We start from the raw sequence: 13,029 nt of genomic DNA on the forward strand, positions 1-13,029 counted from the left end.
TTGTGCTACTTCCTTTCTGGGTAAATCCTTGCTCATTAGCAGGTAAATCAGTATTTTCGCACTGGATTTGTCAATTTCAAATAATAACGGATTACTAGACTTGTAAGTGGAGTATAGAGGAGCGTGCTTGAGTAGGGTTTATGCGCTCCGGTATTTCTTCATCTATTCTTCACGTTTTCATCAATCAGAGCAATACTAAACACTCTAAAGCACTATGGCCTTTACAAACAACGTGATGATTGTACGCCACCGTCTGCTGGCCGATCTCGTACGTCTATGGAAAGACGAAAAACTGGTTGAAGACGTTGACCGACTTCCTCTACGCCTTAGCCCTCGCAATGCTAAACCTCGTGGGAGATGCTGTATCCACAAGGAACGTGTAGTTTGGAAGTATAAATCCCTGCCCTTACTAGGCTACGATATGAGTGACGAAACAGATGAGCTGACACCTTTATCGGACTATGCACGTAGAGCGCTTGAGCGTAAGCAGGTAGAGAAGGATAATATACTTTGCGTGATTGATGAGGCCTGCTCGTCTTGCGTTCAGGTAAACTATGAGGTGTCTAATCTATGTAAAGGCTGTGTAGCTCAGAGTTGCTCGACCAACTGCCCCAAGGACGCTGTAGATTTCAAACGCAATGGTCAAGCGGAGATTGATCATGACAAGTGCATCAGCTGTGGTATCTGCCATAAGAGCTGTCCTTACCATGCCATTGTTTATATCCCTGTTCCCTGCGAAGAGGCTTGTCCCGTTAAGGCCATTAAGAAAGACGAAAACGGCATCGAACGTATAGATGAGAGCCGCTGTATCTACTGCGGCAAGTGTGTGAACGCTTGTCCCTTCGGTGCAATCTTCGAGATTAGCCAAACCTTCGATGTCTTGCAACGCATCCGCAATGGTCACAAGATGATCGCTATCCCTGCCCCCTCGGTACTCGGTCAGTTCAAGACCACAATCGACAAGGTCTATGGTGCACTCAAGGCCATTGGCTTCCACGATGTGATCGAGGTTGCTCAAGGTGCTATGGACACAATCAGCAACGAGGCTCACGAGCTACTGGAGAAACTGGAGGAGGGGCAACCCTTCATGACTACGTCTTGCTGTCCCGCCTACATTGAGCTTACAGAGAAGCATATCCCCGATATCAAGCCTTTCGTCTCTCACACTGGGTCGCCCATGTACTATGCCGCACGCATAGCCAAACAGCAGCATCCAGATGCCGAGATCGTATTCATTGGTCCATGTCTAGCTAAGCGTCAGGAGGCTAAGCGAGATGAGGCCGTAGACTTCGTTTGGACATTCGAGGAATTAGCTGCCATTCTAGATGGTATGGGTGTAGAGCTAGAGGAAGCAGATGGATTTGCTCCAGCGTTTACTTCCGTGCGAGAGGCTCATGGGTTTGCTCAAGCTGGAGGCGTTATGGGTTCGGTGCAAGCGTACCTCAAGGATAAGGCGAAGACTTTCACTGCACTCAACATCGCAGATATCGATCGCAAGAATATGACACTGCTTCGCTCGGCAGCCAAGACAAAGAAAGCTCCAGCGCAGTTCATTGAGGTAATGGCATGCCCCGGCGGATGTATCACGGGGCCTTGTGCTCACGGAGATACCGCAGCAGGCACTCGACGCCTTGTGGCAGAGCTAGCCAAGCGCAAGGAAACCTACGCAGATATGGAGACTGTTTAGCTCCAGACTATATAGATTCGATACATTTGGATCAACTAATCAAACGTCTTAGGGACGAGCAAACGCTTCCAGAGGAGGATCTCCGTATACTGCTTAGTGCAGAGGACGATGCTTCTTTGGAGGCGCTTTGTTTACAAGCACGCCAAGTCCGAGAGCAGTATTATGGGCTCAAGGTCTATATTAGGGGATTGATTGAGCTGACTAATATCTGCAAGAACGACTGCTACTACTGTGGTATTCGCCGTAGCAATCGAGATGTGGTACGTTATAGATTGAGCCACGAGCAGGTTTTGGAGTGCTGTGCGCATGGCTATGGGCTAGGGTTCCGAACCTTTGTTCTTCAAGGGGGCGAAGACCCTTACTGGACGTCGGATAGACTGGTCACTCTGATACAGGAGATACGCCAGAGCTATTCCGACTGTGCCATTACACTCTCTATCGGTGAGTGGAAGCGAGTAGACTACGAGAGGTTTTATGCCGCAGGAGCCAATAGATTTCTGCTGCGTCACGAGACATTCGACCCCGAACACTATGCCGTGCTTCATCCGAGAGAGATGTCAGCCGAGCATAGGCAGCATTGCCTCAGACAGCTTAAGGAGATTGGCTTCCAGACGGGTACGGGGATTATGGTCGGCTCACCAGAGCAAACCATCGATCATTTGATACGAGATATTCGCTTCATCGAGGAGCTCAAACCACAGATGATTGGGCTTGGTCCTTTCCTCCCACACAAGCAGACACCTTTTGCTGGCAAACCTGCTGGCTCGCTACAGCTGACGCTTAGGCTCCTCGCTATACTTCGCCTGATGCACCCCGAGGCATTGATCCCTTCTACGACAGCTCTAGCTACCTTACACCCTGAGGGTAGATTGCGTGGTATCCTCGCAGGGTGCAATGTCGTGATGCCTAATCTATCGCCACTTGAGCAACGAAAGAAATACGAACTCTACAATGACAAAGCCGCTCTAGGTGCCGAAGCCGCTGAGGGTTTGTCTCTCCTTGCCGATCAGTTGGCTTCTATTGGCTATGAGCTCTCTTATGAGAGAGGCGATAGCTTGAGGTAATTTCTTGTATCTTTGTTGCAATTGACACCCATCGGTGTATAAAGATTGAAATATGAATACATTCAATAGATGGACTTGTGTGCTGGCTCTTGGGCTAGCCTTGGGGGCTTGTAAGGGTAGTATTGGTTCTACGTTTGTGCAAGCATCGGGTCGCCCCGGAGAAGTAATGATCGTGATGGAGAATGAACTACTCGATAGTACACCGGGCGTACAGATTTTGCAGATGCTCGATCAGGCTGCTCCCGCCTTACCTCAGGAGGAATCTATGTTTACCATCGGGGGTAGAGTGCCAGCGCCGAGCTTCAAAGGTGCTCTGCGATACTTCCGCAATATCATCATCGCTACGGTAGACCCCGAGCGTTTCTCTACCACGGCGCTCAAGTACGGCTACGACGAATGGGCTAGAGGGCAGCTCGTCATACGTATGCAGGCTGCCTCAGCCGACTCTCTTCAAGCGTATATCACTCGCAACGAAGAACCCATCATGAATATGCTTTTGCGCCACGAGCTATATAGGTTTGGCTCTATCGTAGAGGAGGAGTTCAGCCAGAGAGCCACCGAGATGGTGGACAGTCTGTTTGCTCATAAAATCAATGTGCCTAGAGATATTAGACACTACAAGGTAGGGGATAACTTCCTCTGGATGAGTAATGCCAATATGCGTCGTCGTCACGATATACTTGTCTATAGCTTTCCCTACACCTCCAAGGCCGATATTGGGCTAGACCGTTTGGTCGAGGTCAGGGACTCTGTACTCAAAACCAATATCCAAGGTGAATTTGAGGGAACTTATCCCAGCACAGTGCGTACGGGACTTGTCTACCGCAAGGTAATGATACCCAACGCTCAGCCTAGAGGCGAGGTGCGTGGTCTATGGCAGATGGAGGGCGGCGCCATGATGGGAGGCCCATTCGTTTGTCATGCATACATAGATCCCAAGACCTCTCGTGTATATGTAGCTGAAGGGTTCGTGTATCACCCCAATGAAAACAAACTCAACCTGATCCGAATGATGGAGGGAGCCCTATACAGCTTCCGACCTAGAACTGAGAAGTTTGAAGCTAAAAGTATCCTAGAGAGTACCTATACCAAGGCGTTCTAGAGGAGTGTAACTAATAAAGTATGGAGAATAAGAAAATACGAGTGGCCATTAGCCACGGAGATATCAATGGTATAGGTTACGAAATCCTTTTCAAGATCTTTGCCGAGGAGCGTATCTTGGAGCTATTCACCCCCGTTATCTATGGTTCAGGCAAGGCTGCTGCCTTTTGGCGCAATCATTTGTCCCTCGAGGCCGAGCCTTGGCATTTGATACATCACGCCGACGAAGCTAAAGACGGTTGCGTCAATCTGATTGATTGTGCTGGAGAGGAATGTCATGTTGAGCCCGGTCAGCCTACCGAATATGCTGGTCAGTTGGCTCTGGCGGCTCTGGAGCGTGCGACCGAAGATGTAAAAGCAGGGCGTTGCCACGTGCTCGTTACAGCTCCAATCAACAAGAGCGTTATGCCACGTGATCGCTTCCCTTACAACGGGCATACCCAATACCTAGAAGCTGTAGCAGCGAAAGATGCAGGTAAGAGCTTGATGCTCCTGTCTTGTCTAGACTGCCGAGTCGCACTTGCTACGGGGCATATACCAGTATCTAAGATTGTGTCGATACTTACTTCAGAGCTTATCGCTGAGAAAGTACGGCTACTGGAGGCTGGTCTGAAGCGTGATTTTGGTATCGTCAAGCCTCGTATCGCAGTACTTGGGCTCAACCCTCATGCTGGTGACCGAGGCCTTATGGGTAACGAAGAGCAGACAATCATCACTCCTGCTATAGAGCAGTTGAGTAGTGAGGGGATTATTGTCTTCGGTCCTTATCCTGCCGACGGCTTTTGGGGAGGCGATCGTGCTGATGCTTTCGATGGCATTCTGGCTATGTATCATGACCAAGGTTTAGCTCCGTTTAAGGCGTTGTACATGAGCGAAGGTGTCAATAGTACACTCGGTCTGACCATTGTGCGTACCTCTCCAGACCATGGTACTGGCTACGATATAGCAGGTCAAGGCAAGGCTTCGCCAGACTCTATGCGAGCCGCTATCTATCAAGCTATTGACATCTACCGAGATCGCAGTGCTTACGAATACTCCAGACGCAACCCACTAAGACGTACCTACCACCACAGAGGTCACGACGACGAGAAGCTAGACCTTACAGCTCACGAGGAGGACTATTAGTCTACTAGTCTATCTTCGTTTCGGGGATAACACATACATCTATATGAGCCAACTAAAAGTATATGTGGCTAGTGCAGGCGCGGGTAAGACACACAGTCTTACCCGCGAGTACTTACGTCTAGCCCTACAAAAAGACTTTCGAAGCATACAAGCAGTGACCTTCACGAATAAGGCGACGGAGGAGATGAAGCAGCGTATCTTGCAGGAGTTATACGCCATTGCCACGCAGGAGGTAGAGCAAGGGAAGCGACGCTCCCCATTTTTCGATGAGTTGTGTGCCGACCTACACTATTCGCCTAGCGAGCTCAAGGAGCAAGCATCCGCTTGCCTACGTGGGCTATTGCTGGACTATAGTAGCTTCAGGATCAAAACTATTGATGCCTTTTTTCAAGAAGTTCTTAGAGCATTCGCTCGTGAGCTCAATTTGTCGGGAGGGTTTCGCTTAAGTCTAGAGAGTGAGCAAGCCCTTGATGAAGCTGTTGTCGCCGTATTGGCTGAGCAGGACACACTAAATGCCAAAGATGATGTTCAGCAGTGGATTATCCAGCTGGCACGTGAACTAATCTTGCGAGGCAAGGGACATAATCTGAAGGCAGCAATTGGCCGCTTGGCTAGAGAACTCAAGCGAGAAGATGTCAAGAAGCTAAGTACTGGCGGCCAGCTACCCTCTCGTGAGATGCTCAAGACCTTCAAAAGACTACTGGCTCGTAGAGAGCGAGAGCTGGAGCAAGCATTACTCAAACTTGCCGAGGTTGTACTAGAACACCTGAGTACTCTCGGGATTGTTGTCGAAGATTTAAGCTACACGACAGGTGGTGGGTTATCTCCTTTTTTCAAAATCCTAGATGCTGCTTCCGAACTTAAAAACTTAATCTCCTCTGAGCGCTTCGATCCTACGCCCAAGCGCTTTCTAGACGCACTCGAAGATCCTAGCACTCTGATCTCCAAGTCTAAAGCTGAGCTGCGTGACAAGCGTGCTCTCCTTGGAGCTGACGAAGAGCTACGTGGGCTCCTCCTTTTATATCAAGACAGTATCAATAAAATCAGTCCTGAGCTACTGAGCATATATAGCATGCAAGACTTACTAGATAGCTATGGGCTGATTGCAGAGGTGGATCGCAAACTCAAGGAGATACAGAGAGAGAACAACGCTATGCTGCTGATGGACGCACCTGCTTTCATAAACCGAATACTATCCGATCGCAGCGGCGTGAACTTCATTTACGAGAAGATAGGCACACGCATCGATCATCAGATGATAGACGAATTTCAGGATACGAGCCTACTGCAGTATGAGAATTTCTTGCCTCTGCTCGAGGATAGTTTGGCCTCGGGGCACGATAACCTAGTGGTGGGTGACGTTAAGCAGAGTATCTACCGCTTCCGCAATTCGGATAGTAGCCTCTTGGGCAAACGTGTTTTTGACGATTTTGTCAATACTCACAAGATTACTCTGGCGGAGAACTGGCGTAGTACACCCGAGGTTGTTGGGTTCAATAACCAACTGTTTGCCTCACTCGCTCGCCAGCTTACGGCTCATTATGCCGATCTGATTGCTGAAGTAGCTGCCCAAAACTCCACGATTAATCTAGAGCAGACGGCTCCCTTGGCTAACCTTTTTGTCGATTACTATGCAGATCTGGTGCAGAGCGTGCCCTCTGCTCGTGCCGATCGCAAGGGAGCGGTCGTCTTGCACCGCTATACACTTGTTGGCAACGAGCAACCCCAAGATCAAGATACAGACGCATACAGCGATGATGAACATACACAAGTAGAGGAGGCAAATTGCATCGAAGAGCATCTCTTGAGCTATCAGCTCCCCAATATGCTCATTGACCTACAGAAGCGTGGATATAAGCCTAGTGATATAGCTATTCTAGTGCGCAACCAAAGCGAGGCAACTGCCATCGCCGAATTGCTTGAGCAGGCCAGCGAGGAGTTGCTTGAGGGCGGTCTATACTCCTTGGATCTACTATCGGCTGAAGCGCTCTTGCTGAGCAATGCGCTCTCAGTGCGCCTAGCTATTGCAGCACTTGGCTACATCTCTGCTCCCAACTCCAAGGAGGCTTTGTTCCTATTGCAAGAGGTACACCACCAGCTCTACCCAGAGAGCGGAGATAGCCGACAGATAGATCCTAAGATACTTGAGGCTATACAGCAGGCTGGGCGCAAGAATTTGTACGAAATGGTTGAGAGCATTTTCTCTATCTATCAAGATCGACTTGATGCTGGCGAAGTCATTCATCAGATTAAGTTGCTTGATATTGCCCTAAACTTCCAGCAGGATCTCTCGGCTGATGTAGCCGATTTCCTCAAGATGTGGGCTAGGCGAGGGGATCAATATAGGCTTACTGTACCAGAAGATGAGCGTAAAATACGTCTAATGACTGTGCACAAATCCAAAGGGCTAGGCTTCCCCGTAGTACTATTACCCTTCCCATCGTGGGAGCTGATACCACGAACATCTAGCAAACAACCTATACTCTGGTGTCGAATGCCTCTTTCCTTGGGCGAAGATTTGCCCGAGTATGTCCCAGTACAGTACCGTAGGTTGCTGCTGAAGACTCACTTCGCCAAGGAATACCTTGTTGAGTCGATCAATATGTCTTTGGACGCACTCAATCTATTTTATGTTGCTACCACAAGGGCCAAAGCTGAGCTACATATTTGGTTGCCTGACCAGCAAACCTCCAATGAAAAGAAGCTCAACCACCTACTAAGGAGCAAGTCTGGTAGTCCGCTGACGATTTTAGCTCTGCTAGAAACAGCTCTAGGCGAAGAACTCCCTTGCATAGAGCGTCTGTTGGATATGCCTCTAGAGCTACCTAATATTTCTCAATACTATTGGTCCAATCAAGCTGAGCAGACTGACGAAGGCTTCGTACATCTAGACCAACTCCATACCTATCCTATCGGTGAGCGTATAGAGATTTTGCGTGAAGGCCTGAGTTACTTCGACGAAACGAACCCCCGACTCTATGGTTCGCTCATGCACTATGTACTCTCAGAGATCGGTACAGCTGATGATATTCCTCAGGCACTGCTTAGGGCAGAAGGGCTCGGATTGATGCGAGCGGAGCATCGAGAGGCATATACGCACGACCTAAACCAATGGCTATCTGGGTTGGAGCAGCAACGTTGGTTCGATGGCTCTGCACGTGTTTTGAGAGAGCTACCTATCGTAGGGGGAGGCATAGATGGTAGTAAACGTCCTGATAGGGTAATGATTTACCCCGATGGCTCTGCCGAGATCGTCGATTATAAATTTGGCAAATCGAGATGGCAGTACCGCAAACAGCTCCAGACCTATATGGATTTGTTGAGTAAAATGGGTTACAATCCCGTCCGTGGCTACGTTTGGTATCCCATAGAAGGACGAATAGACCCGATCGAATAGCTAATAATATGGAGGGGCTGTGTCAAAATTCATTTCTGGCACAGCCCCTTTTAAGATGTTTAGAATGCGCAAACTACAAGGTGCTAAGACTGAAGCTGACAGGAGCATACTGAAGTATGTGACCGAAGCTGACGACAAAGTCTGTGCGGAGTAAATATCGAAAGCAATATAGAAGTTTTTGTATTATGAAACACCGCCTTTTTATATACTTCCAATTCAGCTACTAATAATGGATAAAACACTCTGTCTTCATCGGATAGGTCATCATATATATAAGCCAAGAATCTAAAATCCCTTCACAAAGATTAATACGCCATTATATAGCTTGATCTTATTTAGTTTAACAGAGGAGGTTAGATATATTAGACTGATAACCTACTAGAATAACTTCATTTATTTAGAGGAAAAAGTTCTATTAGTTATAGAAAAAACTTGTATATCTAGTATCTAAAACTATATTTCTAGCCTTGAAATGTATATTTCCAATCTTGATTTATATGTTTCTAACTTTGAAATATATATTTCAAGGCTTGGTTAGAAATTTTAGTTCTTATGTTTGCAACTTTTTCTAGTATGTTTTGTAACTTTATCTTCTAATAAAAACAGGTTTTTTGTGTTATAAATCTACTAATAACCTAAATTAAATAAGTAATATGGCTAAATATATTATGCAAGAAATGCCGAGTATGAATGGCGATAAGGACGTGATACGCTACCCAAGAATGCTAATTGAGCATCATTGTAGTGTGAAACAAATTGCTCAAGAAATAGCTGATATTACAAGCTTTAGTAAGGGAGAAATTGAAGGATTAATCTACTCTATAACTGAGCATATAGCTGATAAACTGGCTCAGGGATATTCAGTCAAGATAGATGGATTAGGTATTTTCTCAACTAAACTTAGACTTCGTCAAGGGTTTGAGCCAGAGAATATAGAAGGAACTAAACGCAATGCTGCAAGCCTAGAGGTTTCGGGTGTTAGTTTTCGTTCCAATAAAGAGTTCGTCCGACGTATCAATCAATCTTGTCACCTAGAACGTGCTCAAACACCTACATACAAGAAGCATACCCAAGGGCAGGATCAACGCCTTGAGAGGCTTCGTGCCTATCTATCAGATCATGGTTTCATTAAGGTTAGGACTTATGCTAGTATAATGGGGTTATCTCGCTCATCTGCTAGTCGAGAGCTTCAAGCCTTTCGGAGGGATAAGCATATCGTTAGTGTAGGCTATTCCCCTCATAATTTCTATATACTGCCCAAGAATCAAGATTAGAGGCTCTAGAGCTCTAGCAAGAACCTTCGTAGATACTAGATTAGGACTTAAGATTAAGACGCCTTAATCTCATTGCTAGATAGATGATTTTTATTGTTTTTTTGAGAATATATCTATCTTTGTTATGAGCGAATTTAGAAAACTGTCACTCACCTAAAATTTAACTTATTATGAAACTAAGAAAACTATTAGCTTGGAGTATGGCTATGTTCATTCCCCTTTGTCTGTACGCTCAATCACCTAAGGTTGATATGCTCAAGACAGGTATCCCATGGGCTCCTATGGGGGTTTCGTCTAATGGCAGATTTATCTGCGGAACGAAGCAGTATCAAGAAGCATATATTTTCGACTCACAGACTAAGAAATTGCATAAGGAGGCATGTAATGGGAGCAAGTCTCAGCTTCTTTTCCGTAGTATAACTAACGATGGTACCGTTGCAGGCTTGACAGATGACGGCCAGCCCGGTTTGTTTAAAGAAGGGAAGTGGTTTTTGCTCCCAACTCCAGCTCCCATTTTTGGCGATGCTTCATCTATTTATGCCATCAATTCAGACGGAAGTAAGATCCTTGGGCAAGTGGCAGTTAAGCCAGATATTAGTAAGCCTTTTGAAGTTATCCCCACGCTTTGGACGCGTCAGAGCGATGGTACTTATAAGCATGAATCTCTTCCTCAGCCTGATAATGTCATAGAGGGTAAGCCTCAGTTCGTTTCCCCTAGGCAAATGTCCGAAGATGGAAACACAATTTTAGGCTTGGTCGTAAGCAAGTCGGGCAAGTATTATCTGCATATCCTATACGAACGCCAGCCAGATGGAGCATGGGCATATAGCATTCCATTTTTATCTATTTTCTGTGACATGAGTAAGTACGATCAGATTGTGTCGAAAAAACCTGATATAAAAAAAATTATTACGGCTAAGCTAGGCACTCCGGAGTACTTCAAGCAGATTGAGGAGTTTCAGAAGGCAGATGCTAAGTGGAATTACGAGATGTTTACAGTCTGGCAAACAGGTAAAGAAGTCTATCCCTTACCAATTGTTATGAGTGAGAATGGTCGATATATTGCCTCTGCTTGGGTACAGAAAACTTATAAGTATAAAGAAGGAGACATTAAACTGGAGAAATATCAAGAGAATTATCCTGTCTTGTACGATATCAAGGAGAAGGTATTCATTCATTTCCCAAGCCTAAAAGACTACTCGCCTATCAGAGTAACTAACGATGGAATGGCTATGGCAGTAGATAATAAGGTCGTTTATATCATTGATCCGAAAGAGCCTGACGAACCCCAACTTCTAGAGCAATGGGTCAAAAACAAGTATAACTTCGACCTGATGGGCAAATTGCCTAAACAAACCAAGTATATACGCGAGCCAATTATCAATGGAAACGGTGATATCATCGCTTGTAAGTACATCACTATGGGACCAAACAATAAAGTAGCCCTGCAAGATGTCTTCTGTCTCAAGTTGAATAAAGAGTCCTCTGTCGATCGAGTAGAAGAGAGCCTCGTCCTAAAAGCAAGTCCTAATCCAACGAAAAATATAATACAGATAGAGGGTGCAAAGCCTCAGACAGAGGTAAGTATCGTCACAATGCAAGGTGTCGTGGTGCTGGTCAAGCAGACGGATGAGGTTGGTGCTGCTACGATTGACTTGTCTACTCTGTCATCTGGTCTATATGTATTGCGTACAGACGGTAGCAAGGGTATTATGATTAAGAAAGAGTAGTTACGCCGAAGTCATTTCAAAGTAAAGTCCCCATTAGAACGCAATCACTTCTAATGGGGGCTTTATTTGAGGCTAATAGTATCTAGAGCGACTTATTCATCGGCTAGAGTTTGAAGCATTTGTCGCAGCTCTGTGAGCAACTCGTGGCAGGTTTGCTCTATAATTTCAGCCCTATTACCAGAGAGATGTAGCAGGCGGCTTGAGGTTTTCTCTCGATAGTTTAGGGCAATCCAGACTGAGCCGACGGGTGTTTGTTTCGTCCCTCCAGTGGGCCCTGCTATACCCGTTGTTGCCAAGCCAATATCTGCCTTGATGAGTTGGGTTACACCGCAGGCCATAGCTTCTGCCACTTCGCTGCTGACGACAGTGTGTTTTGTGATCAGATCAGCTGACACACCGAGCAGAGAGGTCTTGCAGTCGGCCGAATAGGCTATTACTCCCGAGCGAAAAACATTAGACGCACCAGAGATAGAGGTCAGCAAACTAGCCAAGCGACCGCCTGTACAGCTCTCTGCTGTGGCTAAGGTTAGCTTTGTTTTCAGGCAAAGCGTGTGGATACGTTCAATCAATTCCTCCATCTTGGGCATTCGTATTACATCGTTACTCTAGCGAAAGGTACTGCGTCCATGGCTGTCGTTTGACCAGCCTTGAGGCTAAAATAACCAGTCATAGCGACCATAGCAGCATTGTCGGTGGTGTAGGCGAACTTGGGAATGAATATCTTCCAGCCATATCTGCGGGCATGATCTTCAAAAGCTGCTCTCAGACCAGTGTTGGCAGATACTCCGCCCGCTAGAGCAACTTGCTTGATGCCTAGCTCTTTGGCGGCAAGGCGGAGCTTCTTCATTAGGATCTCGATGACGGTGGCTTGTAGCGAAGCGCATAGATCAGCCTTACGTTCCTCCACGAAGTTGGGATTCTTCTCTATTTCGTCGCGTAGGGTGTAGAGGAAAGAAGTCTTCAGACCGCTGAAGCTATAGTCATAGCCCGCCACATTTGGTCTAGCGAAAGCAAAGGCTTTGGAGTCGCCTTCGTTCGCTAAGCGGTTCACGATTGGGCCGCCGGGGTAGCCAAGTCCCATTACTTTGGCGCACTTGTCGAAGGCTTCGCCCGCTGCATCGTCGATGGTTTGCCCTATGATCTGCATCTCCTCTGGACTTTTGACGAGAATGATTTGCGAATTGCCACCCGAGACGAGTAGACAAAGGAAGGGGAACTCAGGCTCATCGTGCGTCTCGCCTTCCTCCTGAATGAAGTGCGCCAGCACATGAGCATGCAGATGATTGACCTCAACCATTGGGATTCCGAGCGATAGTGCGAGGCCTTTGGTATAGTTCACGCCTACGAGAAGAGAGCCTAGCAGACCGGGTCCACGAGTAAATGCGATTGCATCAATGTCCTTGAGCGTCAGCCCGGCTCTAGATACTGCTTCGCTAACTACTGGTACGATGTTCTGTTCATGTGCACGAGATGCCAATTCGGGTACTACACCTCCGTAAGCTGTATGTACCGCCTGCGAGGCAATGACGTTGGAGAGGAGCGTATGCCCACGCAGTACGGCAGCAGAGGTGTCGTCGCATGAGCTCTCGATGCCTAGCACTACGAGGTCATTGCGCCTTGTATCTATGTTTTTTTTCATTTGAGTTTTGCG

The 13,029-nt window shown here is 46.9% G+C and carries 10 protein-coding genes; 8 read left to right on the forward strand and 2 right to left on the reverse strand.

From position 1 onward, the window contains the following. The first annotated feature begins 214 nt into the window (after positions 1 to 214). The 8 genes from HQ41_RS03200 (at position 215) to HQ41_RS03230 (ending at position 11,378) form a co-directional block, all read left to right on the forward strand. Complete coding sequence (locus tag HQ41_RS03200; RefSeq protein WP_044187841.1) at positions 215 to 1,687, forward strand: monomeric [FeFe] hydrogenase; 1,473 nt, start codon at positions 215 to 217, stop codon at positions 1,685 to 1,687. 26 nt (positions 1,688 to 1,713) lie between these two features. Next, complete coding sequence (gene hydE, locus HQ41_RS03205) at positions 1,714 to 2,751, forward strand: [FeFe] hydrogenase H-cluster radical SAM maturase HydE (RefSeq protein ID WP_044187844.1); 1,038 nt, start codon at positions 1,714 to 1,716, stop codon at positions 2,749 to 2,751. A 52-nt stretch (positions 2,752 to 2,803) separates the two neighbouring features. After that, on the forward strand, positions 2,804 to 3,853 hold the full coding sequence (locus HQ41_RS03210; RefSeq protein WP_044187848.1) for a DUF4837 family protein: 1,050 nt from the start codon (positions 2,804 to 2,806) through the stop codon (positions 3,851 to 3,853). Positions 3,854 to 3,873: 20 nt separating this feature from the next. Continuing rightward, on the forward strand, positions 3,874 to 4,977 hold the full coding sequence (pdxA, locus tag HQ41_RS03215) for a 4-hydroxythreonine-4-phosphate dehydrogenase PdxA (protein WP_044187850.1): 1,104 nt from the start codon (positions 3,874 to 3,876) through the stop codon (positions 4,975 to 4,977). Positions 4,978 to 5,020: 43 nt separating this feature from the next. Beyond that, on the forward strand, positions 5,021 to 8,374 hold the full coding sequence (locus tag HQ41_RS03220; protein ID WP_044187852.1) for an exodeoxyribonuclease V subunit beta: 3,354 nt from the start codon (positions 5,021 to 5,023) through the stop codon (positions 8,372 to 8,374). 19 nt (positions 8,375 to 8,393) lie between these two features. Continuing rightward, entirely contained in the window at positions 8,394 to 8,528 is a 135-nt protein-coding gene (locus HQ41_RS09930) for a hypothetical protein (protein WP_255327514.1), read from the forward strand. A 499-nt stretch (positions 8,529 to 9,027) separates the two neighbouring features. Further along, on the forward strand, positions 9,028 to 9,648 hold the full coding sequence (locus HQ41_RS03225) for an HU family DNA-binding protein (RefSeq protein ID WP_052405259.1): 621 nt from the start codon (positions 9,028 to 9,030) through the stop codon (positions 9,646 to 9,648). 170 nt (positions 9,649 to 9,818) lie between these two features. Beyond that, positions 9,819 to 11,378, forward strand: coding sequence for a T9SS type A sorting domain-containing protein (locus HQ41_RS03230; protein WP_081964738.1), 1,560 nt, complete (start codon positions 9,819 to 9,821; stop codon positions 11,376 to 11,378). A 92-nt stretch (positions 11,379 to 11,470) separates the two neighbouring features. On the opposite strand, the gene HQ41_RS03235 is transcribed toward HQ41_RS03230, so the two are convergent. After that, positions 11,471 to 11,956: a CinA family protein gene (locus HQ41_RS03235; RefSeq protein WP_044187889.1), complete on the reverse strand. Its 486-nt coding sequence runs from the start codon at positions 11,954 to 11,956 to the stop codon at positions 11,471 to 11,473. Positions 11,957 to 11,970: 14 nt separating this feature from the next. Next, the gene (tsaD, locus tag HQ41_RS03240) at positions 11,971 to 13,017 is read right to left on the reverse strand and encodes a tRNA (adenosine(37)-N6)-threonylcarbamoyltransferase complex transferase subunit TsaD (RefSeq protein WP_044187855.1); all 1,047 of its coding nucleotides are present in this window, start codon (positions 13,015 to 13,017) and stop codon (positions 11,971 to 11,973) included. Between the last annotated feature and the right edge of the window lie 12 nt (positions 13,018 to 13,029).

The sequence above is a fragment of the Porphyromonas sp. COT-290 OH860 genome (assembly GCF_000768935.1).
Lineage (GTDB): Bacteria > Bacteroidota > Bacteroidia > Bacteroidales > Porphyromonadaceae > Porphyromonas.